Below are 20,092 nucleotides of genomic sequence, written 5' to 3'. Positions count from 1 at the left end.
GGGATGGCCTTCAGAACGTGAACGTGACCGTTTTTGGCGCGCCCCGCCCGACGAGGGCGGAGAGCTGGAAGATGCGGATGTCGAGCGTGTCGCCGGGGGCGAGCGGCGCGCCCCAGTCCGCGGTCTGCTGGGCGGCCGTGTAGACCGCGCTCGTGGTGTTCACGCTCAGCACCCGCTTCACGGCAGTGCCGTCGAGGATCTCGATCTCATAGGCTTCCAGTTCCTCGGCCAGCGGCACCTCGAGCCCGCCCCAACTGTCGGCTGCGAGCGCGCGGGACCGGCGTTTCCAGCGGATCGTCAGATCGCCGGGCGTGCGAGGCCTGCGCCATGGCTGCTCGACATGGGCGACGGAGAACGGGCGCAGCCCGGCGCCTGCCGGCGTGAAGGCCTGCGCGACATAGGTCTCGTCGCTGACCGAACGGCTCGCCGGGCCGATGCGCCAGTTCCACGGGATCCCGAGGTCGGCCTCGGCGATTGGTAGCGTGGCGAGGCTGTCGTCGAGCACCACGACCCGCGCGCCAGCAGGCGCCGGGTTGCCCATGGCGCTTTCGGTGCCGCGCTGGCCGCGCAGGAGCTGGGTCAGCCGATACCGGCCGAGCGCGAGCAGCTCGGCCGCGCCCGCCTGCACGATCTCCCAGACGCCGGCCGCGCTCTCGATGGCGAGCGCGTTGGCGCCGCCGAACAGGGTCAGGTCCGTGACGCTTTCCAGCGTCCCGGTCAGCAGATCGACGATCAGCGCATTACCGCGATCGAAGCGCGAGGTCGGGCCTGAATAGAGATCCGAGACCAGCGTCCCGATCCGGGCCCGCGTGCCGAAACTGGTAAGGAGCTCGAAGCCATCCGTCGAGGGACTGCGGAACACCGCCATCTCGCCCGGCCAGGGAACCGCGTGCGCCGCGACCAGCGGCCGATGCGCGGGCTGGTCCTCGGTCAGCTGCGGCAGGTCCATCAGCACCGCCTTCGGCGCGCCGAACACGACGGCGCGCGTCAGCGACGCCGCGCGGGGATCGCCGGGCGGCAGATCGTAGGTCGCCCGGTCCTGGCGAACCGCCTCGATGCCACGCGCCTCCGCGTCGGCGATGGAGACCAGCCGCAAATCGACCGGCCGCCCGTCATGCGCGAGCCGGATCGCATCGGCTGGATCGAGCGCGAGGCGCGAGGGCGGCAATCGGAACGCCGCCGTCTCGCGGCCCACCCACGCCTCCATCAGCGCGCGGCGGCAGCGCCGCTCGGCCTCCTCGGGCGGCACCGCCATCGGAAAGCTCTCGGAGGCGATCCGCGTCGTGTCCACGGTGATGCGGCGCGCCTCGACGAGGGCCGCGTCGTAATCCTCGTCGGCGCGGGCGACCTGCCACTTCAGCGCTTGCGGCAGTTCCGTTTCCTGGCCGCGGGTGAGTTCCAGCACATCGCCCTCGCGGGCGGCTACGAGGTCGTCGGGCGCGAGGCTGGCGACGGACGCCCGGCCGCGCATGATAAAGCGGATCACGCCCTCGGTCTCCACCGCGTCGAAGCCGAAGTGGCGCGACAGCGTGGTGATCGAGGCGCGCGGGCTTTCGAGAGCCGTAATGGCGTAGCCTTCGACCGCGCCCCAGAGCCCGGTGACATCGATCCGGGACTCGGGCAGCCCGGCGCGCAGGCAGAGGTGGCGGACGAGTGCGGCCAGCGACACCGCGCCCAGCCGCCCTGTCAGCCAGTGCCCCAGCCGCCAGTTCGCTCCGTCCGTCCAGACGTCGGTCAGCGCCGGGAAGAACGGATAGGGCCGCGCGTCCCATGTCCAGGCGGCGCATTCCGGCACATGCACCATGCGGCCCCCGTAGACCGGGGAGACCGGGTTGTTCGCGGCCTCGCCCCACCAGAGGTAGGTCGCCTCCAGATAAGCCCGCTGGATCGCGTCGTCGCGCCAACCCCGCGAGAAATGTGGCGTGAAGCTCTCGGACGACTTCGGATCGAAGAAGACATTGGGCTGGTTGGTGCCCCGGTCGATGGCGGGACAGCCGAGCTCGGTGAACCAGACGGGCTTGGACTCGGGCGCCCATGCTGTCGGCGTCCCGCTTTCCACCCCACCCGGGCGGTTGTAATGCGCGTTCGACCACCAGGCGCGCAGGTCCTTGTAGCGGAAGACCCACGGCTTGGCCGCCGCCCCATCGGTGATCGGCGTGCGGACCTGCGCTGTGCGGTCGGCCGCCGAGGCATAGAACCAGTCGAAGCCTTCGCCACCCGCGATGTTCCCCTGCAGGTAGGCCCGGTCGTAGATCGCGGGCCAGCCCTCGGCTGCATCGAGATGCTCGAACCCGTCCCGCCAGTCGGAGAGCGGCATGTAGTTGTCGATCCCGACGAAGTCGATCTCCGGATCAGCCCAGAGCGGATCGAGATGAAAGAACACGTCGCCCGAGCCGTCACCCGGCTGGTGACCGAAATACTCCGACCAGTCCGCCGCATAGCCGACCTTGGTGCCGGACCCGAGGATCGACCGCACATCCGCGAGCAGGTCCCGGTAGGCCTGCACCGCCGGATAGGTGCTGGCGCCCGAGCGGATCGTCGTCAGCCCCGGCATCTCGGTGCCGATGAGGAAGGCGTCCACCCCGCCCGCCGCCTCGCAGAGATGAGCGTAGTGCAGCACCATGCGCCGCAGGCCCCAGTCGCCGGGCGTGCCTGTCCAGGAAACCGTCTGACCCGAGACGCTGAAGCTCGTGGGCGTCGCCGTGCCGAACAGCGCCGCGACCTGGCTTGCGGCCGTAGCGGTCTTGTCCACGGTCCCCGCGAAACCTGCGGCAGGCGAACAGGTGATCCGCCCGCGCCACGGGAACGCGGGCTGACCGGTCTCGCCGGCGTTGTCAGAATACGGGTTCGGCAGGGTGTTGCCAGGCGGCACGTCCATCAGGATGAAGGGATAGAAGGTGACCCGCAGCCCGCGGGCCTTCATCTCCTGGATCGCCTGCACCACGGCGAAGTCAGACGGCGTGCCGCCATAGACCGGGCGATCCTGATCGTCGCGGCTGACCAGGAAGGCGCTGGCCCGGCTCACGCCATTCACCGACCATGTAGCGGGCGTCGTCGACTTGGCCGACACCTCGACGCCCGGCCGCACCTTGCAGGATCCCGCGCGCAGATCGTCGCCGAACCAGGCCACCACGAGGCTGACGCTCTCGACCGCAGGCGCCATGGCCTGCAGCCTGTCCAGCGCCTCCACCATGTCCGTGGAGTCTGCCAGCGCGTTCAGGTTCTCGGGCACCGTCGCGCCGCCATCGGTCTTGCGGATCGCCTGCGTTGCGTAGGTGAACTCGCCCGAGGCCGGGATCATGGTGACGGCCCGGGTCAGCCCCTCGGCCGTGTCGGGATCCGCGAGCGGGCGGAACACCTCGAATGAGAGCTGCGGCAGACGGTTGCCATAGGTCGAGAGCGCCAGCTCCTCGAAAACGACATAGGCGGTGCCGCGATAGGCGGGCGTGTTCGCCGCGCCCATCTTCGCCGCGACGAACGGGTCGGCGGTCTGGCTCTCGTCGCCCGGATACCAGCGCCAGGTGACGCCGGAGAGATCCATCGGCTTGCCGTCGGCCCAGATGCGCCCGATGCCGGCGATTCCCCGCCCTGCCGGGCCTCCTCCGCCTCCATTCTCTCCACCGGAGAGAATGGCCCCTGCGGGACCGGCTTCGGAGCCCTCGCACAGCGCGACTGCGAAGCTCGCATAGTAGAGATACTCGGTCGTCCTGACCTTGCCGCCTCCGCCGCCCTTGCCACCGCCCTGCGTGGTGGTCCTGGTCTCCTCGCGGAAATCGGTGGCCCAGATGATGTTGCCGCCCATCCGCATGCGGCCGTAGACGCGCGGGATCACTGCCCCTTCAGTGGAGGACGTGATCCGAAGGCTGTCGAGCCGCGCGCCTTCGATGCGCTGGGTGGGCGCGAGCGAGGAGATGATCCAGCTGTCGACGACAGAGCCGATGGTGGAGCCGATGAAACCGCCGATGGTGGCGGCGCTCACGCCGAGGATCGCGCCGCCGATCGAACCGCCAATGGCGGCGCCAGCGGCACCGAGAACGAGGGTGGCCATGTCGGGTCTCAGCGTTGCGGGAACAGGAAGGCGAAGGCGATGCGCCGCCGCCATGACGGGGTGAGCGGCTCCTCGATCACGCCGAGCCGTTCATAGGCGTGAAGGAAGGTGTCGGGCCCGGTGAGGATCCCGACATGCTTCGCGATGGCACGCGGCTTCATGCGGAAGAGGACCAGCGTTCCGGGACCGGCCTCCGCCGGGTCCACCTCGATCATCATGCGCCGCGCGCCCTCGGCCAGCACCTCGCGCGGGCCGGTCTCGCCCCAGTCGCGGCTGTAGGGCGGGATCGGGAACGGCTCCGGGCCGACGACCTCGCGCCAGACGCCCCGGGCCAGCCCGAGGCAATCGCAGCCGACGCCCCGAAGGCTGGCCTGGTCGTGGTAGGGCGTGCCGAGCCAGGAGCTCGCTGCCCCGATCACCCTATCGGGATCGGCGGGCTTCACAGCACGCCACCCTCATGCCCACCATCTTTCGTGGCGTAGCGCAGGACCGCGTCCTGGCCGGGGATATGCGGGAAGCCCCGGAAGTTGGCGGTGTTGGCGAACTTCGCGCCACAGGTCTCCATCCGTTTGTCGCAGCCTGCCCGGATGATGAAATTGTCGCCTTCGGCGATCGCGCGCACCGGCGCCTCGAGCAGGGTCAGGATCGCCACGCCGTCCGTGACGTCATGGCCCAGCACCTCGGTGCGCCGGCCCGCATTCGCGCCGCTCGTCCATTCCAGCGTGCCGAAGGTGAACCAGCCGGAGGTGAACCCACCGAGGCCCGAGGCGGTGAAGGCCCGGTCGCGCAGGAGATCGATGACGCTACCAGTGCCCTTGAAGGCGGGATCCTCCAGATCGACCTCGCAGCGCGCATCTCCGAGCGCGGCGTCGCAGCTCGCCTGGAAGGTCCGCCCGACCGTCTGGCCCAGCACATGGGCGAGCGATCGGACCTCCGCGACGAAGGCCAGCCGGCCGCGCCGGATCTGGCCGATGGCCCCGCGGCGCATCAGCACGCGCTGGCTGGTGTCGGCCCAGTTCGCCCGCCAGACCTCGACCTCGGCGTTGTCCCAGCGGCCGTCGAGGATGTCGGTCTCGGTGATCCGGTCGGAGGTCAGCACGCCCTCGGCGTCCTGCGCATCGACCGACAGGTCCGAGCCCGAGCGGACCTCGGAGGCCGTCAATCCGCTCTCGGGCTCGAAACCGGTCCCATCGAAGGCGAGCGTCCGGTCGTGGTCGGTGAAGCCGAAGGTGACGGCGTCGGCGCGGCTGATGCGCCAGCACCAGGCGAGCGTCGTCGTGCCGTCGTCGAGATGGGCCTGCAGTGAGGGGTCGAGGGTCTTCATCGGCGCAGTTCCAGCAGCGGAATGGAGGTGATCGAGCCGAGCCGCTCGAGGTCGAGCGTTACATCAAGCGCATCGGTGTCGAAGCGGACCGGCACGTCGAAGGCGAAGCCCGCGGTGATGGCGACGCCCTCGGCTGGCGCAGTGGCGAAGGTCACCACGCCGGTGGTCGTGTCGACGGACCAGCCGCCGAGCTGCTCTGCGCCATCGAGGGCGATCCGGACCGTGCCGGCGACCGGCTTGGTGATCGCACGCACCCATGTCTGACTGCCTGAGGCGTAGCGCTTCACCAGCTGGAACGCAGTGGTGATGCCGTCGCCGGTGCCGATCGCCTGGTCCGTCGGCCCCGGCGTGGCGGACGGCAGGCAGGATTTGTGATCTGCCCAGTCCTTGAAGCGGAAGCCATGAAGCCGCCCGTTGCGGGCTTCGAAGAAGGCGACGACCGCCGCCAGATCGTCAGCACGGCGGATGCCGTAGGCGACATCGTAGCGTCGGCGGGAGTTCGCCCAGCTGGCGTTGCGCTCCTCGTCGCCCGAGGCCAGCTCGACGATTTGGGTGCGCCGCTCCGGTCCGCCGCGCGCACCGCGGCTGATGTCATCCGGAAACCGGACCTCGTGAAACGCCATCAATCCTCTCCGAGATACGTGCCGCGCAGTCCTGTCTGCGGCGTCGGGCTCACATGCCCCTTCGCCCGAGCGAAACTGCGCGGGCGATATCGGCCGCGATCTGTGTGCGGGATTGGCGGAAGCTCTCGGCATCCCGCGCGTTGATCGTGACATTGACCGTAGGCGCGCTTGCGCCGCCGTAACCGGCGGCCTCACGACGGGAGAGCACGCGCTCGCCGCGCTGCAGGATTGCCGGAACCTCGTCGGGCCTGAGGCCTGCCCAACCGCCATTGTGCATGCGCGGCGCCCCGGCGAAGGCCAGCGTCGGGACCATGCGGCCGGGGCCCGGTGCGCCGACCACCCCGCCGGCATGCAGGACGTCGGCAAAAATGCCCTCAGCGCCGCCGAGCGCGCCGGAGAGCGCATTGGCGATCGGTCCGAGGATGAAGCGCCGCGCCGCGAGCTTCGCCAGATCGGCGATCAGCGAGGTGACAAGGTCGCGGAAGCTCAGCTTGCCGGTCTTCACGAACTCGCCGATGGCGTTCTCGGCGCCCTGAAATGCTCCGACCAGCGCAGTGCCGATATCGCCGCCGATGTCGCGCGCCTTGGCGGCGTAATCGGCAAGCGTGGCGCTGACGGCGGCCCAGCCGGTGACGGCCGTTTCCGCCCCCGCAGCCGCTTCCGCCCCGGCCTGGCGCCCGGCGGCGCCGGCGCGACCCGCGGCACCGGTGGCGCCGTCCAACGCATGGCCCAACTCGAGGGCGCCGCCCGCCGCATCATCGAGCGCACCCCCGGCATCATCGTCAACGCCGGTCACCGCATCCTTCAGCGCCTGCCAGCTGGCCATCGGCCGCGACGCGGCATCGGCCAGCATGCCGGCCGCTTCGCGGTAGCCCTCGGCACGTCCGCGCGCGGCCTCGGCCATGGCCCCCAGGCCGGTGTCGGGAGCGGTGACATAGGTCTTGCCCATGGCGGCGTTGAAGGCATCGGCCGCAGCGGTGCCGGCCGCCGTCGCAGCCCCCTCGAAGGGATTCGCGACCCGCCCCAGCGCCACCGGGTCGAGCGTGCCGATCCGCACCCCGCCGTCGCCGACCGCCCAGTCGGGCAGCAGCTCCAACGCGGCATTGAGCCCGCCGATGAAACTGTTGATCCGGGTGACGACGCCGTTCAGCATCGCCTCGACCCCGGAGATCAACCCGTTCGCGGCCTGGAAGGCGAAGTCGCCGATGGCGCCGGGCAGGCTCCCCCAGATCGCCACCGCGCCGTCATAGGCGCCCTGAAACACCGCGATGGTGCGGTCACCGAAACTGACCACCCCGGTCAAGGTGTCGTCGAGCAGGGTGAAGATCGTCGCCTTCAGCCCCTCCCAGGCGGCGCTGATGCTAGCCATCACCGCGTCGAGTCGCAGCCCCATGCGGTTCCATGCCTCCGCCGCCAGATCGGCGACGAGGCGGAAGGCCTCGCCCAGCCCGCCGACCTTCTGCACGACAGTCATCAGCTGGTAGATCAGTTCGCCCGCGAGCACGATCAGGGCGCCGATGCCGGTGCGCACGATGGCGCCGCGCAGCACGGTCAATGCGCCGGAAAGCGTCAGCGTGGCTACACGGGCAGCGAGGAAAGCCGCGACCCAGCGCCCGGCCATGAAGCCGGCGAAGGCGATGCCGATGGCGGCGAGGCGTTCCATGTTGTCGGCGACCGCGATCAGCGCCGTGGCGACCAGCGACGAGGCCCCGAACACCTGATCCCACGTCCCGACCAGCAGCATCGCGGCGTTGCCGATCAGGGTGAAGGCGTCGCCGATGGTGGCGGGCATACCATCGGCTTCCTCGCGCAGCCGCTCGAGATTGCCGATCAGGGCGGTCTGGATCACCGCGCCGGTGATGCGGCCCTCGGCGCCCGCCTGGCGCAACCCGGTGACGGTGGTGCCGAGGTCCGCCGCGAGCAGCTGCGCGACGCGGCCACCCTGCGCGATCACGGTGTTGAGGTTGTCGCCCGAAAGCTGCCCCAAAGCCATGGCGCGGGCCAGCGCGGTCTGCACCGAGACGGCACGCTCGCCCTTGGCGCCCGAGACCACCATGGCGTTGTTCAGCGCCTCGGTGAAATCGAGGCTCTCGCGGGTGGAAAGGCCGAGTTCGCGCAGTGCGGTGGCGTTGGCCAGCCAGGACTCGGTCGTCTGCTCGATCCCGGAATAGGTCCGCCGCGCCATGGCGGCGAGGCGCTCCATCACCGCCGCCCCGCGCTCCTGCGAGCCGGTGGCGAGATCGACACGCGAGCGCAGATCGGTCCAGCTGTCGGCATAGGCCACGATCTGCCGAACCGACAGTGCCCCGGCGACGATCCCTGCCAGGCGGCGCAGCACCGCGCCGGTGACGTCGGCCTGCCGCTCGATGCGCCTGAAGCTCGCCTCGCCGGCATCGCCCACGCCCTGGAACTCGGCCTTCACCTGCCTTCCGCCCTCGGCGACGAGGCGGACGGAGACCTTCTTCTGAGCCATGGATCAGTGTTCCTGACGAAGGGAACGAGGCTTGTGGGCCCGGTTCATCGCTCCGGCCCCGGCGAGGACCGGTCGCCTGACGCCCTCTGTTCGTTGAGCTTGCGGACCATCACGGCCTCGATCTCGGGCAGGCATTCGGCAGCGATCAGCGGATCGACCCCGAGCGCCCGCGCCACGGCGAGCGCCGCCGTCATGTCCCAGCCGAGCACCGTGGCGCCGCCCACCCCGGTCGCGATGCGAAGCTGTCCGGTCAGGCGCTGCGCCAGATCCCAGACCTGCCAGCCTTCGAGGGTTTGCGGCCGGTTCAGGCGCGCCGGGCAGTCCGGGCACGAGGCCCCGCCGCCCTCGCAGGGCTCGCAGGCTTTGCAATAGGCGTCGCCCCCGCCGAAGTGCCAGTCTGCGAGGGCGCGGAGGCGTTTTTTTCCTGCTCCAGCATCAGATGCGGTGCGAGGCAGCGGGTTTGGAAGGCCTCGAAGATGGGCCAGATGTCGAGAAGCGCGTCGATGCCTTCGGGGCTGACGGGGACGGGACTGCCGCTTGCATCACCGACGCCCTCCCAGCCGGTGACCACGCGGCGAGCGACGGCCTTCGCCATCACCAGTGCCTGTTCCTCCCTGCTTGCCTCTTCGGGGAGTGCTTCCACTGCCGGATCGTTGCGGGCGGCGACCATGATCGCGGTGGTGATGGGCAGGACGTGCAGACGCAGGCCATGGCCGAGGTCGAGCCATTTCGGCTCGCTGGAAAGATCGAGACGGATCATGGTCAGTATTCCTCGATGTCGTTGATGAGAGTGACGGTGCACATCCGTCCCAGCGTGGCGTCGCGTGCGGCCTGCCAGTCGAAGCTGGCCTGAATGCCCTGCGGCCCGCCGATCTCGATGCGCGGGCGCGGCAGATAGACGGCGTGGACGGTGAGGGTGAGGCTCTCGCCGGAAATGAGCGTCCAGGAGAACTCCAGCTCGCAGGGCGTGCCGCTGATCGCCTGGCTGACGAGCGTGCTGTCGGCGAAGCGCACCTCGGTGCGACCGGTGAGCGCGGCGATCGAGGGATCGGCGCCGTCGATCATGCCGTCCGCGCGGATGGTCTCGATCCGGTCGAGATTGTTGGCATAGGTGATCTCGGTCGAGATCACGTTGCCGAGCGCGCTGCCGTCGCGTTTGATCGAGCCGTTGAAGTGACCGAAACGGGTCAGATCGATCTCGGCCGGCGTTCCCGCGCCGCTGGTCGTGGCGACCGTCTCGCCTTGCGCTACCAGCCGCGCGGTGGCGGTGAGCAATCCCGAGCGCTGCATCTGCCAGCTGAGCTGGTCCAGCACCACGCCGGAATACATCGCATAGCGCGGCACCTCGGGCATGGCGGTCTCGATCGCCAGGCTGGGCAGCGCCCAGCTGCCGGACTGGAAGGTATGGGTATATGGACCGGGCGAGCTTCCGGTGGTGGTCGGCGCACCGAAGGCCGCCTTCAGCCAGAAGCCGAAGGCCTCGGCGTCGATCGGCACCACGACGTCGCCGTCGGCCGTGACCGCGTCTTTGATCGGCGCCAGCGGATCGCGACCGTAGCCGAGCAATTCCGAGTTCAGCAGCGGCTGCTCCGCCCCGAGCGTCGTGCTGGCGAAGGGCATCCGGGTGAAACCGCTGGCCGGCGGCGTGCCGTAGGTCGTCTCGAACGCGAGCGCCATCCGCGCCCGCGCCCCTTGCGCGCGTGCCATGTTCGTCTCCTGTTGTCGGTTGGGTCAGGCCAGTTGGTCGGCCGTCGAATAGTGCAGCACCACCGGGATGACGGCCGCCTTCAGGCTGGCCGCGCCATCGACCGGCAGATCGACCGCCTGCGGGGCTTCGGCCTCGACCCAGTCGCAGAGGCCGCCGAGTGTGCGGTCGGCTGCGAGCGCCGTGCCGATGCTGGCGCAGAGGGCGTCGAAGGTGGCGTCACGATCGGCGCCTTGTACGACCGCCTCGATCTCGGCCCGGTGCTGGTAGTGGTAGCGCAGGGGCGACAGCGTCACCTCGGGCTCGCCGGGATCACCGTCGCGCAGGATCAGCAGCCCTTCGGCCGGGACGCGCTCGGGCAGCACCTCGCCGCGCAGGGCGGTGGGGGGCAACGCCGAGAGCCGCACATGCAGTGCGGCGAGGATGGTCTCGCGGGCGGTAGGCATTCCAATCCCTCTTACGTTCTGACCCCGCCGAGCCAGCCAAGCTGTTGTACTGTCTCGCAGGATCGCCGATCATCACGACAACACCTTCATCTCTCCGTATTCGCGACCCGCCCGACGGTTCAACCGATGCGAACCGACAGGATTTCTGAATGACGCGCCTCGATCTTGAGCGGCAACAGGTCTGGATCTATCTTGCCGCCATCCTGGCAGGGCTGGGCTTGGGTCTGGTGCTGCCGGGGGCCGCCGCACATCTCGAGGCGGCGCTCTGGCCGCTTCTCGGCATCCTGATTTTCGTGACCTTCACGCAGGTGCCGCTGATCCATCTGCCGGAGGCGTTCCGCGACCGGCGCTTCATGGGGGCGATGCTCGCGGGCAACTTCGTGATCGTTCCGCTGATTGTGGCGGGGCTGCTGTTGTTCCTGCCCCAGGATCCGGCGGTCCGGCTGGGTGTTCTCCTCGTGCTGCTCGTCCCCTGCACGGACTGGTACATCACCTTCACTCATCTGGCGGGGGGCGATGCCGGCCGTGCGATCGCCGCCACGCCGGTGAACCTGATCGTGCAGATGGCATTGCTGCCCGTCTACCTGTGGTTGTTCATGGGCACGGCCTTCCTGGAGATCTTCGCGGTCGGACCCATCGTGACCGTTTTCCTGACGCTGATCGTGGCGCCGCTGGTGGCGGCATGGGCCCTCGAGCGATGGGCCGAGGCCCGATCCGGCCGGGACGCGCTGATCGAGCGTCTTGCCTGGTTCCCGGTACCGCTGCTTGCGCTGGTCGTCTTTCTGATCGCAGCAAGCCAGGTGCAATCGGTGACCGCCTCCCTTCCGGTCTTGCCGCAGGTGACGGGCGTGTTCGTCGGCTTCCTCGTGCTCGCCCTGTTCGCAGGACTTGCGATAACACGGGCGCTAGATCTCCCGGCGCGATCAGGACGCGCGCTGGTGTTCAGCCTTGGCACACGCAATTCCTTCGTCGTGCTGCCGCTGGCGCTGGCCCTGCCGCCGGAGTGGCGGCTGGCCATCGTGGTCATCGTGTTTCAGTCACTCGTCGAACTGTTGGGCGTGCTGGTGTACCTCAAGGCGGTGCCGCGTCTTCTGCCCGAAAGATAAGCAAGCTATGTTGGGAAATCGAGCGGAACCCCTCGCCAGAAGCAATGCAATGACCGATCAACAACCGATTCTCATCAGTACCATCGCGTGTCCGGACTGCGGTTACTCGAAAAGCGAGACCATGCCGACAGAGGCATGCCAGTGGTTCTATGAGTGCGCGGGTTGCGGTAAGCTGCTGAAGCCGAAGCCCGGCGATTGCTGTGTCTATTGCTCTTGGGGCACCGTCCCCTGTCCTCCGATCCAGGCAGGCAAGGGATGCTGCGGCTGATGGACTGACTGATCAACTCTCTCAAACGCGCCCCTCCACCCAGTTCGCCACGATCAGTCCCGGCACCGCATCGCGCGCCTGCTCCGCGTCCCGCGCGAGGTCCAGCCGCTTCTTCAGCCTGACCTGCGGGACAAGCAGGAAGACCGGCACGGTGGTGAGCCCCCGGCCGGTCTTCGAGCGCGACGCCACCGCGCGACCCTTGGTGTTCAGCCGCCCCTCGGCAACCAGCAGGCTCGGGCCCCTGCGCCGATAGACGAAGCGCAGGCGCAATCCGGTGCGGCGCTCCCATTCGCCGGGGGTGATCCGGCCGCCGCGGAGGGACTTGCCGGCCGCGGCCGCGGGGATCGCCAGCCAGAAACCGTCCTTCGAGCGGATCAGCGGCCCCGTGTCGTGAGCGCCGACGATGACCGGGGCCTTCGACCAGACCAGCGCGGCGGCGTTCAGGCTGGCCCGGCCTTTCGGGAACTGCTCGGACCGGATGGTGCGGGCGAGCCGCGCCCCCAGCCCCGCGCCGGTGATCTGGGCGCGCCAGGCGGTCTTCAGCCCTGTGCTGGCCTCGCGCATTGCGGCGGTCACCGCCTTCTCCCCGGCCAGCGTTTCCGCCTCCATGATCCGGGCGATATCGCCGACGATGTCGACGCCGAGTTTCATGCAGGCCTCAGTTCGACCGTCCAGACGAGCCGCTCACGGTCGCGGAGGGGCTCGCCCTGGACGAGGAAAGCCTCGCCGTCGATCTCGATGCGGTCGCCGGGGCGCGGGTTCGCCACTTCGGAAACGCGCAGATCGATCCGCGTGGTTTCCGACCAGAGCCGCGCGTCACCGAACTCGGTGACCGCATCGGCACGCCGGGCGACGGCGCGCACCAGAACGGGCGCGCCGCCGTCGGCGATATAGACAGCATCCCGGCCGATGTTCGGATCCGCGAAGAGCGTGTCGACGGCGGCGGCAAAGGCGGACATCAGGTCCGCCGCGCCGAGCGCAGCACCTGCGGCCGCGTGCAGATCGGCAGCGGATTGCTCTCGATCTCGAGCCTGACCCATTCGTCGCGGTCCCGGTCCGGGATGGTGCGGGCGTAGAGCGGCAGACCCAGCGTGTTCACCGTCTCGAAGGTGTCGGCGGGAGCGTGATAGATCTCGAAGAGCCCCTCGACGCCTTCGGGATAGAAGAAGGCTCTGTCGGTCGGCACGCCGAAGCCCGCGCCACCCCGGTAGCGCCGGAAGGTGATGCCGCCGAAGCTGACCTCGTCGGCCACCCGGCCGCGCAGATCGGCCGCCGCGGCGGTGTTGAGGTAGGTCTCGCGCACCTCCTTGTGCGCCACCAGATCGGCGAAGAAGGCCGAGCCGCATTCCGCCCGCACCTGGATCGCGCCTGCAGCCAGGCCGCCCATCGACGCCTCGACGTCTTCGATCAGCGCCTGGCAGCGCTTCCGGAGCGCACCCGAGGCGGGCGAGGCATTGTCGAGGTCGAAGTCGATCTCGGCGGCGGGCGTGATGCCGAACTCGGTGAAGTAGCTGACCACGGTCGCGCCGTCCTTCGGGTCCTTCACGATGCCCTGAATGCCGTTCAGCAGGTGGTACTCGAAGGTGGCCTCGGCATCCTGGCGCAGGCGGCCGAGCTTGCGCGCGACCTCGCTCTGCACCTGCTGGGCCGCAGTTTCCGAGCCGAAGTCGCGGATGCCCTGGATTTCCGAGGCCCAGAGCACGTCCTGCTTCTTGAACTGGCGGCACACGAAGGCGCGCATCTCGCGCCGCTCGGGCACCTGGCTCTCGTAGGCCGAGCCGCGTTCGGAGAACGGGATCAGCGACAGCGTGCCGTCGCGGCTCTCGATCACGACGGTGCGGGACCGCACCCCCCGCGGCGAGAACAGGCCGGCGCCGGACAGGATCGCGGGCCTGAAGGGGATGTTTTCCAGCGCACGGGTCAGTTCGATGATGGTGAAGGCATCGCCTTCGAAGATGTCCATGGTGGCCATGGGAATGCCTCCTGCGGGGGTCGGGCTCAGCGGACGAGGATGCCTGCGCCCAGAAGGGCAGCGTGGGCGGCGGCGATCTCGGCCTCGCTGGGCGTGCCGGCGAAGACGAGATCGTGGCGGTTGACGATCGCGGGTCCGCGGACCACGGCGACGGCGAGCGTATCGCCGCCCGACGCGTCGGCCTTGCCCCAGAGCACCGCGCCGGCGGTCTCGGTGCCGTCGACGGCCGCGGGATCGTGGGCGGCGTATTTGCCGGAGGCGGTGATCCTGCCCAGCACGGTGCCGGGCTCGAGCGTGCCGGTTGCAACCGTGATGGTCTCGCGGGTGTAGTCGCGGAACGCCTCCCAGACGAGGAAGCCGCCCGCGTGCGTGGTCTCGGTGAGCGTGGTCATGGGTCATCCTTTCAGCCTGAAGGTGCGGGCGACGATCTCGCCCCAGGGGCGGGTTCCCGTTGGGCGCCCCGGTTGCGCGTGATGGCCGGCAATCTCGGGCTCAGCCTCGGCTTTCGCTGCGAGCAGTGCGGCGCGGACGTGATCGAGGTCCGCATCGCTTTCCAGAAAACGCCCGGCCATCTGCGGCTGTCCGGCCAGCCGGCAGAGATCGACGACGGCGCGGGCGTGCGTGATGGCCTCGGCGCGGATCGCCGCGGGATCGGGCGGTGCGCCGCCGGACGGTGGCGTCTCGGCCGGCGGGTGTTGGGCGTTCGTCCCGGCGATCTCGTCTTCGCCGGCGCCAGAAGCCTCATCGCTCTCCGCGGCCGCGCCTGTGGCCTCGTCGGCATCGGCGCCTGCGCCGTCGTTGTCGTCACCGTCGTCGCCGCCGCTGTCGGTTGCAGCCGCGACCGCTTCCGCCAGCGCCGGCGGCGCGTTGCGGAAGCGCGCGAAATCGAAGCGCGCAGCGATCCGCACCGGTTCGGCAAGCCGGTCGGCAAAGCCGAGCGCCAGCGCCTCGCGCGCATCCAGCCAGGTCTCGGCGGCCATCAGCGCCGCAATCTCGTCGATCGAGCGGCCGGATTTGGCGGCATAGCCGGCAGCGAGGCTGCCACCCACCTTGTCCAGCGCCTCGGCCATGGCCCGCATGTCGGCGGCCGTGCCCATCACGAGGCCGGCGGGGTCGTGGATCATCAGGAAGGCATTTTCCGGCATGACGATCTCATCGCCCGCCATCGCCACATAGGAGGCGGCCGAGGCGGCGATGCCGTCGATCCAGACGGTGACCGTGGCGGCGTGCCGCTTCAGCGCGTTGAAGATTGCCACCGCGTCGAAGACCGAGCCGCCCGGGCTGTTCAGCCGCAGATCGATCGGCGTGCCCTCGGGCAACGCGCCAAGCTCGGCGAGGAAGCCCTTGGCCGAGACCCCGTAGGCCCCAATCTCGTCATAGATCGCCACTTCCGCGCCGGTGGCCCGGGCGCGGATCGCATACCAGCTGGCCATGCTCTCACTCCTGTTCAGATGTGCCACCGGTGCCCGGGTCAGCGCGGGCACCCCCGTTGCTGCCCGCGTCACCGCCTGCGTCCGGCAACTGCGCCGGGGTCGCCCGCGCTCCCTGCGTCTCGCCCGGACTCGTGCGGTAGCTGAGGCCGAGACGCTTCGTGCGCTCGGCGTCGGCCGCGTTCTCGCGGTCCACTTCCTCGATGTCGTAGCCGGTGGCCTCGACCACCTTGCGCCGCGAGGTGATGCCGGCGCCCATCGCCAGCACCTGCGCCTGGATGTCCTTCAGCGGATCGACCCAGTCCCAGCGCGGCGGGATCCACTGCACCGGCCGCGCGGCGACCGGATCGGCATCGAGCGCGCCCGACAGCACCGCGGTGTCGAGCCAGCGCGGCCAGACCGCCCGGCAGAGCTGGTGCACCAGGACGCCATGCTGCAGCTGGCCGATGCGGCGCCGGAACTCGACCAGTTCTGCCCGCAGGCTCGAATAGTTCGCCTGCCGGACGTCGCCGGTCACCAGATGATAGGGCAGCCCCAGCGAGGCGGAGACGGCGAGCAGCGTGCGGTACTGGAACGCTTCGTAGCCGCCACCCACGTCGGCGGGCGCGGAGAACTTCACGTCCTCGCCGGGCAGCAGCACCTGCATGGTGCCGGGCTCGAGGCTGGCGATGGCCGTTCCATTGAGGTCCGCCTCGACCTCGCCCAGCATCGGCTCTTCCGGGGCGGTCTTGGTGATGAAGCCCGCGAACATCGCCGCGGTCTTCTTCCGGTCGAGCTCGGCGTCGTCGTACTGGTCGAGCAGGAACAGCCGCACCATCGCCGGCGCGATGTGCGGCAGGCCCCGGATCTGGCCCGCGTCGATGGGCCGGTAGATGTGCAGGACGTCCGCAGCGGGCATGCGCACGGTCTCCGGGATCACCGCCCCCTGGTCGGTGCTGTCGCCGGGATGGCGGCGGCGGAAGTGATAGGCCACGCGCCGGCCGATCGCATCGAACTCGATCCCGCAGCGGATGCGGTTGCCGGAGGGCAGCACCTCGGTCTTCTCGAAGGGCAGCATCTCCGACTGTAGCAGCTGCAGTTGCAGCGGGACCAGCAGCCCGTCCTCGGCCCGGCGCGGGCGCAGCCGGACGAAGCACTCGCCGGCCACGAACATCTCCCGCGCGACCATGGCCTGCAGCCCGTAGAAGTCGGTCAGCCCGTCGGCATCGGCCTCGTCGGTCCAGGCGAGCCAGAGCCGCTGGACCCGGTCCCGCAGGTCTGCATCCCCCATCAGCGAAGACGGCTTGATCCCGTCGCCCACGAGGTTCGCGGCGAAGGCCTCGCAGGCGTTGGCGGCATAGCCGTTGGTGACCACAAGCTCGCGGGACCGCGCCAGCAGCCGCGGGCCGCCCGAGGCGACCAGCGTGTTGATGTTCTCGAGCGGCGGGTTCCAGCCGCGCAGGCGGCGCTTCGCCATCGAACCTTCGAGGCGGGCGCGCACGGCGGCTGGGCCGCCGCTGCCCGGCGATGGACGGCGGAAGCGGTCGAAGAGGCCCATGGCGTTCAGAGCCCCTTCGTCGTCGTCACGCGGACCTGCCGCACGATGCGGCGCCCCTCTGCCGCCGCGATCTCGCGGTCGAGGGCCTCGATGGCCCGGTCGATCTCGGCGACGCTGCGATAGTCCACCGTCTTGCCGTCATAGCTCACCCGCGCCACGCCCGAGGCGCGCTGCGCGGCCAGTGCCTCGCGGCGGGCGCGGAGCTCTGTGGCCGTGGCCATGGGATCACCTCATGTAGCTGGAGTGCACGGTCCGTCGCCGCGGTGCAGGTCGGCTCGCTTTTGGTCCTGTTGTCGCGGTTCCCACATCCGGGTTGCCGTTCGCTGCCACACCGAGCTGCCCTTCCAGATCGGCCCAGCGCGCCTCGGGCCAGCGATCCGCACCGAGGATCCACGCCGCCGCGCGGGCGTAGACGCGGGTGTCGAGCGCCTCGTTGCGCTCGCGCAGCTTCTGCCATTCGAGCCTGGAGAAGCCGCGTCTTGTGCGGACCGTCACCAGCTGCTCGGCGGTCAACTGCTTCAGCCATTCGCTGTCCGCCCAGTCCGGCAGGTGGATCGTGCCGGGCGGAAAGACCGCGCCCTCGGCCCGTTCCTCTGCCGTCGGCCGCTCCTGCCGCAGGAAGCGGTAGGTCTCGGCCTTGAAGGTCGAGGTGGCGACGGTCCAGAGCCGCGCCCCGCGCCGGAGCCGCTTGCCCGCAACGGTCGCATCGACATAGCTTGGCCCCGTCACCGGGCTCGTCCGGGCGAAGCCCTCGACGCCTTTCACCGGCGCCACCTGCGCGAAGCCGACCTTGCGCGCCCAGGCATAGACGGCGCTGGTCTCGAAGCCCGAGTCGATCGCGAGCCGCGCCAGCGTCATCGGCTGGCCGGAGGCGTGTTCCCATGTCCGCCCGAGCAGGTCGGTCAGCTCCTGCCAGCAGGCGGGATCGCCGGGCCCGCCCTCGATCACGAGGTGATCGACCAGCCAGCTTTCCAGACCGCGGCCCCAGGCCCAGACATCGACCTCGATGCGGTCCTTCTGGACATCGGCCCCGGCCGTCAGGAACAGCCCGCCCGCAGGGACGGTGCCCGGCTTCCACGCCTCGCGACGATCATAGAGCCGCTGCCAGTCCGGGGCTTCGCCGGTCTCGACCCATGTCTCGCCGAGAATGGTGTTGCGGAACGCCTTGATCGCCTCGTCCGACCCCTGCGCCGCCTCCCATGACCGCACGATCCGCTCCCAGCTCAGCCAGCCGATCGGCGAATAGAGCGCCGAGAGGTGATACCCGACCGTGGTCGGATCGGCGGCCGTGGTAGTCGCCCGCCATTCGCCGGCCTCGAGCATCGCCGTCTTGTGGTGTTCGGCGATCGGCGTCTCGCAGCCCTCGCAGTGATACTCGGCCGTCTCCGGGCGGCCCTTCTGCCAGCGCAGCCGGTCGAACTTCAACCACTGCATCGCACCGCAATACGGACATGGAACGTGGAACCGCCGCTGGTCGCTGGCCTCGAATTCCCGCTCGATCCGGCTCAGCCCCCGGATGGTCGGCGTCGAGACCAGGAACACCTTGCGCCGGTGCGCAAACGTCAACGACCGGGCCTCGGCCAGCGTGACCGGGTCGCCTTCCTCGTCGGCCGAGGCCGGATAGGCGTCGACCTCGTCCAGGAAGATGTAGCGCGCCGGGGTGGACCGCAGCCCGACCGCCGAGTTCGCACCCGTCATGATGAGGATGCCGCCCGCGAACTCCTTCGACAGCATCGTGTTACCCGCGTCCCGCGACCGGGCCGGCTTGATCCGCTCCCGCAGCTCCGGGCTCTCCTCGATCAGCGGGTCAATCCGCTGGCGCGAGTTGCGCTTGGCCAGTTCCACGGTCGGCTGGACCGCGAGCATCGGCCCCGGCGCCTGGTGGATCGCGAACCCGATCCAGTTGTTGCCGGCCTCGGTTGCCCCGACCTGAGCGGCCTTCATGAACACGATCCGCTGCGTGGGATCGCCGGGCGAGAGCCGGTCCATGATCTCGCGCATGTAGGGCGTGCGCACCGTGCGGTATCGCCCGGGCTCGGCCGAGGCGCGGCCCGAGAGCATCCGGTGCCGGTCCGCCCATTCCGAGACGGTCAGGTCCGGGTCGGGCCGCAGCCCGTTGCCCCAGGCGCGCAGGATCTCGCCCGCGCCGTCGAAGTCCGTCAGGCCGCCGAAATCATCACTGTCATCACCGGAAGTCGGGCCGGACCTCGGCGATTTCGTCGAGGTGGGCGCGTACATGTCTCTCCAGCACCTTCTGCATCGCGGCTGGCTCCACGGTGATCTGCTGGCCCGTCGCGTCGCTGGACGAGGCCGAGATCTCGGCCGCCATCAGTGCCGCCGCACGCGCGGGCCAGTTGACCCACGAATCCCGTTCCTCCCGCGCAAGCCGGAACACCAGCGCCAGCGCGCGGGCCCGCTCGATCAACTCCCCCTTCAGCTTCTGGAGCCGGATGCGCCGCTCCTGCGCCTTCAGCACCTCGTTCGCCGTCTTGGCCTGCAGGAAGGTCGTCCCGCCGCCAACCGCCGGGACAGCCAGCCCCTGTTCGCGCAGCGTGTCGCCAACAGCGGCCACCGCCGCCTCGGGGACAGGCTTCAGCTTGGGCGCGGGCGGCTTGCGGGTCTTCGACGGGTCTGTCGTCTCGGCCCGCCGTGCGTCGCTGGCGGCCGCGTTGATGCTGCCGTCCGGATAGAGGACCAGCCGCTCGGCCGTCTTCGCCTTCTGGATCGCGCCCCGCGACAGCCCGACATGGGCGGCGTACTGGCGCTCGCTCATGCCCCGCATCGACGGCTCCGATTATCATTCAAGATCATGTGCTTATCGAGTTGATAAGCGCGGCGGACAGAGGGAACGTGCCTCCAGAAGGACGATGCAACTCGACCCAAGGAGCCAGCCCGATGACCCGCCGCGCGACCGACAGTGAGACCGCTCCCGCCACCGGTTCGAGGGAGCGGTCGAACAAAGCCCTCGACGCCTTCATCGCCGCGAAGACGGAGATCGACGCGATGCTGGAGCGGCTCGCCGCCCTCAGCGCCGACCACTTCGAGACCAGCCCCGACGAGATCAACTGGGGCCATGTCGGCACCCTGAACCACTACCGCGCCAAGCTGCGCGAGATCACCGACATGGCCTTCAGCGAAGGCGAACACGCCGAGTGAGACG

Annotated in this window: 21 protein-coding genes; 3 read left to right on the top strand and 18 right to left on the bottom strand. The window is 69.7% G+C overall.

Going from position 1 to position 20,092, the window contains the following annotated elements; genetic code table 11:
- Positions 1-10 precede the first annotated feature (10 nt).
- The 9 genes from B0A89_RS12490 to B0A89_RS12450 all read right to left on the bottom strand — a co-directional run bounded on the left by B0A89_RS12490 (position 11) and on the right by B0A89_RS12450 (position 10,619).
- Entirely contained in the window at positions 11-4,048 is a 4,038-nt protein-coding gene (locus tag B0A89_RS12490; protein WP_085378401.1) for a baseplate multidomain protein megatron, read from the bottom strand.
- A gap of 8 nt (positions 4,049-4,056) precedes the next feature.
- Positions 4,057-4,491 (bottom strand): NlpC/P60 family protein, encoded by a 435-nt coding sequence (locus B0A89_RS12485; RefSeq protein ID WP_085378400.1) that lies wholly within the window; start codon positions 4,489-4,491, stop codon positions 4,057-4,059.
- The gene (locus tag B0A89_RS12480) at positions 4,488-5,372 is read right to left on the bottom strand and encodes a DUF2163 domain-containing protein (protein WP_036706579.1); all 885 of its coding nucleotides are present in this window, start codon (positions 5,370-5,372) and stop codon (positions 4,488-4,490) included. The genes B0A89_RS12485 and B0A89_RS12480 overlap by 4 nt, the downstream gene beginning before the upstream one ends.
- A complete protein-coding gene (locus B0A89_RS12475; RefSeq protein WP_036706580.1) occupies positions 5,369-5,995 on the bottom strand; it encodes a DUF2460 domain-containing protein in 627 nt (208 codons plus the stop codon). Before B0A89_RS12475 ends, B0A89_RS12480 begins: the two co-directional genes overlap by 4 nt.
- A 49-nt stretch (positions 5,996-6,044) precedes the next feature.
- A complete protein-coding gene (locus tag B0A89_RS12470; protein ID WP_085378399.1) occupies positions 6,045-8,468 on the bottom strand; it encodes a tape measure protein in 2,424 nt (807 codons plus the stop codon).
- 44 nt (positions 8,469-8,512) lie between these two features.
- A complete protein-coding gene (locus B0A89_RS12465; RefSeq protein WP_052172117.1) occupies positions 8,513-8,692 on the bottom strand; it encodes a DUF7697 family protein in 180 nt (59 codons plus the stop codon).
- 80 nt (positions 8,693-8,772) lie between these two features.
- Complete coding sequence (locus tag B0A89_RS12460) at positions 8,773-9,228, bottom strand: hypothetical protein (protein ID WP_036705417.1); 456 nt, start codon at positions 9,226-9,228, stop codon at positions 8,773-8,775.
- Positions 9,229-9,230: 2 nt separating this feature from the next.
- Positions 9,231-10,175 (bottom strand): phage tail tube protein, encoded by a 945-nt coding sequence (locus tag B0A89_RS12455; protein WP_043130250.1) that lies wholly within the window; start codon positions 10,173-10,175, stop codon positions 9,231-9,233.
- 24 nt (positions 10,176-10,199) lie between these two features.
- A complete protein-coding gene (locus B0A89_RS12450; RefSeq protein WP_043130248.1) occupies positions 10,200-10,619 on the bottom strand; it encodes a hypothetical protein in 420 nt (139 codons plus the stop codon).
- 149 nt (positions 10,620-10,768) lie between these two features.
- On the opposite strand from B0A89_RS12450, the gene B0A89_RS12445 reads away from it, so the two are divergent.
- Together B0A89_RS12445 and B0A89_RS15205 are read left to right on the top strand one after the other, a co-directional pair.
- Entirely contained in the window at positions 10,769-11,725 is a 957-nt protein-coding gene (locus B0A89_RS12445; RefSeq protein WP_043130246.1) for an arsenic resistance protein, read from the top strand.
- A 7-nt stretch (positions 11,726-11,732) separates the two neighbouring features.
- On the top strand, positions 11,733-11,993 hold the full coding sequence (locus B0A89_RS15205) for a GDCCVxC domain-containing (seleno)protein (RefSeq protein ID WP_476704019.1): 261 nt from the start codon (positions 11,733-11,735) through the stop codon (positions 11,991-11,993).
- A 21-nt stretch (positions 11,994-12,014) separates the two neighbouring features.
- On the opposite strand, the gene B0A89_RS12435 is transcribed toward B0A89_RS15205, so the two are convergent.
- Genes B0A89_RS12435 through B0A89_RS12395 form a run of 9 tightly spaced genes read right to left on the bottom strand, consistent with a single transcriptional unit; the run spans position 12,015 to position 19,714 of the window.
- Positions 12,015-12,644 carry a DUF6441 family protein gene (locus tag B0A89_RS12435; RefSeq protein WP_043130244.1) on the bottom strand — a complete coding sequence of 210 codons (630 nt, stop codon included), beginning with the start codon at positions 12,642-12,644 and terminating at the stop codon, positions 12,015-12,017.
- Positions 12,641-12,952: a head-tail joining protein gene (locus tag B0A89_RS12430; RefSeq protein ID WP_043130242.1), complete on the bottom strand. Its 312-nt coding sequence runs from the start codon at positions 12,950-12,952 to the stop codon at positions 12,641-12,643. The genes B0A89_RS12435 and B0A89_RS12430 overlap by 4 nt, the downstream gene beginning before the upstream one ends.
- Positions 12,952-13,965, bottom strand: a complete 1,014-nt coding sequence (locus B0A89_RS12425) for a major capsid protein (protein WP_043130239.1) — start codon at positions 13,963-13,965, stop codon at positions 12,952-12,954. The genes B0A89_RS12430 and B0A89_RS12425 overlap by 1 nt, the downstream gene beginning before the upstream one ends.
- A 26-nt stretch (positions 13,966-13,991) precedes the next feature.
- Complete coding sequence (locus tag B0A89_RS12420; RefSeq protein WP_043130236.1) at positions 13,992-14,357, bottom strand: head decoration protein; 366 nt, start codon at positions 14,355-14,357, stop codon at positions 13,992-13,994.
- 3 nt (positions 14,358-14,360) lie between these two features.
- Positions 14,361-15,398 (bottom strand): head maturation protease, ClpP-related, encoded by a 1,038-nt coding sequence (locus B0A89_RS12415; RefSeq protein ID WP_052512789.1) that lies wholly within the window; start codon positions 15,396-15,398, stop codon positions 14,361-14,363.
- Between the two features lie 4 nt (positions 15,399-15,402).
- Positions 15,403-16,932, bottom strand: coding sequence for a phage portal protein (locus tag B0A89_RS12410; RefSeq protein WP_081969309.1), 1,530 nt, complete (start codon positions 16,930-16,932; stop codon positions 15,403-15,405).
- Between the two features lie 5 nt (positions 16,933-16,937).
- Positions 16,938-17,153: a phage head-tail joining protein gene (locus B0A89_RS12405; RefSeq protein ID WP_043130233.1), complete on the bottom strand. Its 216-nt coding sequence runs from the start codon at positions 17,151-17,153 to the stop codon at positions 16,938-16,940.
- Positions 17,154-17,157: 4 nt separating this feature from the next.
- Positions 17,158-19,170 carry a phage terminase large subunit family protein gene (locus B0A89_RS12400; RefSeq protein WP_052512788.1) on the bottom strand — a complete coding sequence of 671 codons (2,013 nt, stop codon included), beginning with the start codon at positions 19,168-19,170 and terminating at the stop codon, positions 17,158-17,160.
- Complete coding sequence (locus B0A89_RS12395) at positions 19,118-19,714, bottom strand: hypothetical protein (RefSeq protein WP_036706582.1); 597 nt, start codon at positions 19,712-19,714, stop codon at positions 19,118-19,120. Before B0A89_RS12395 ends, B0A89_RS12400 begins: the two co-directional genes overlap by 53 nt.
- 113 nt (positions 19,715-19,827) lie before the next feature.
- On the opposite strand from B0A89_RS12395, the gene B0A89_RS12390 reads away from it, so the two are divergent.
- The gene (locus tag B0A89_RS12390) at positions 19,828-20,088 is read left to right on the top strand and encodes a hypothetical protein (protein WP_036706585.1); all 261 of its coding nucleotides are present in this window, start codon (positions 19,828-19,830) and stop codon (positions 20,086-20,088) included.
- The last annotated feature ends 4 nt before the right edge of the window (positions 20,089-20,092 follow it).

It is taken from the genome of Paracoccus contaminans (assembly GCF_002105555.1).
Classification (GTDB): domain Bacteria; phylum Pseudomonadota; class Alphaproteobacteria; order Rhodobacterales; family Rhodobacteraceae; genus Paracoccus; species Paracoccus contaminans.
Note: the sequence above shows the minus strand (reverse complement) of the source record. Positions and strands in the feature narration are given on the sequence as shown.

Bases quoted from the DNA above. Each gene is read 5' to 3' on its own strand.
- B0A89_RS12490 (WP_085378401.1), bottom strand. From the start codon at position 4,048: ATGGCCACCCTCGTTCTCGGTGCCGCTGGCGCCGCCATTGGCGGTTCG.
- B0A89_RS12480 (WP_036706579.1), bottom strand. From the start codon at position 5,372: ATGAAGACCCTCGACCCCTCACTGCAGGCCCATCTCGACGACGGCACG.
- B0A89_RS12475 (WP_036706580.1), bottom strand. From the start codon at position 5,995: ATGGCGTTTCACGAGGTCCGGTTTCCGGATGACATCAGCCGCGGTGCG.
- B0A89_RS12470 (WP_085378399.1), bottom strand. From the start codon at position 8,468: ATGGCTCAGAAGAAGGTCTCCGTCCGCCTCGTCGCCGAGGGCGGAAGG.
- B0A89_RS12460 (WP_036705417.1), bottom strand. From the start codon at position 9,228: ATGATCCGTCTCGATCTTTCCAGCGAGCCGAAATGGCTCGACCTCGGC.
- B0A89_RS12455 (WP_043130250.1), bottom strand. From the start codon at position 10,175: ATGGCACGCGCGCAAGGGGCGCGGGCGCGGATGGCGCTCGCGTTCGAG.
- B0A89_RS12450 (WP_043130248.1), bottom strand. From the start codon at position 10,619: ATGCCTACCGCCCGCGAGACCATCCTCGCCGCACTGCATGTGCGGCTC.
- B0A89_RS12445 (WP_043130246.1), top strand. From the start codon at position 10,769: ATGACGCGCCTCGATCTTGAGCGGCAACAGGTCTGGATCTATCTTGCC.
- B0A89_RS15205 (WP_476704019.1), top strand. From the start codon at position 11,733: ATGTTGGGAAATCGAGCGGAACCCCTCGCCAGAAGCAATGCAATGACC.
- B0A89_RS12435 (WP_043130244.1), bottom strand. From the start codon at position 12,644: ATGAAACTCGGCGTCGACATCGTCGGCGATATCGCCCGGATCATGGAG.
- B0A89_RS12430 (WP_043130242.1), bottom strand. From the start codon at position 12,952: ATGTCCGCCTTTGCCGCCGCCGTCGACACGCTCTTCGCGGATCCGAAC.
- B0A89_RS12425 (WP_043130239.1), bottom strand. From the start codon at position 13,965: ATGGCCACCATGGACATCTTCGAAGGCGATGCCTTCACCATCATCGAA.
- B0A89_RS12420 (WP_043130236.1), bottom strand. From the start codon at position 14,357: ATGACCACGCTCACCGAGACCACGCACGCGGGCGGCTTCCTCGTCTGG.
- B0A89_RS12415 (WP_052512789.1), bottom strand. From the start codon at position 15,398: ATGGCCAGCTGGTATGCGATCCGCGCCCGGGCCACCGGCGCGGAAGTG.
- B0A89_RS12410 (WP_081969309.1), bottom strand. From the start codon at position 16,932: ATGGGCCTCTTCGACCGCTTCCGCCGTCCATCGCCGGGCAGCGGCGGC.
- B0A89_RS12405 (WP_043130233.1), bottom strand. From the start codon at position 17,153: ATGGCCACGGCCACAGAGCTCCGCGCCCGCCGCGAGGCACTGGCCGCG.
- B0A89_RS12400 (WP_052512788.1), bottom strand. From the start codon at position 19,170: ATGTACGCGCCCACCTCGACGAAATCGCCGAGGTCCGGCCCGACTTCC.
- B0A89_RS12395 (WP_036706582.1), bottom strand. From the start codon at position 19,714: ATGCGGGGCATGAGCGAGCGCCAGTACGCCGCCCATGTCGGGCTGTCG.
- B0A89_RS12390 (WP_036706585.1), top strand. From the start codon at position 19,828: ATGACCCGCCGCGCGACCGACAGTGAGACCGCTCCCGCCACCGGTTCG.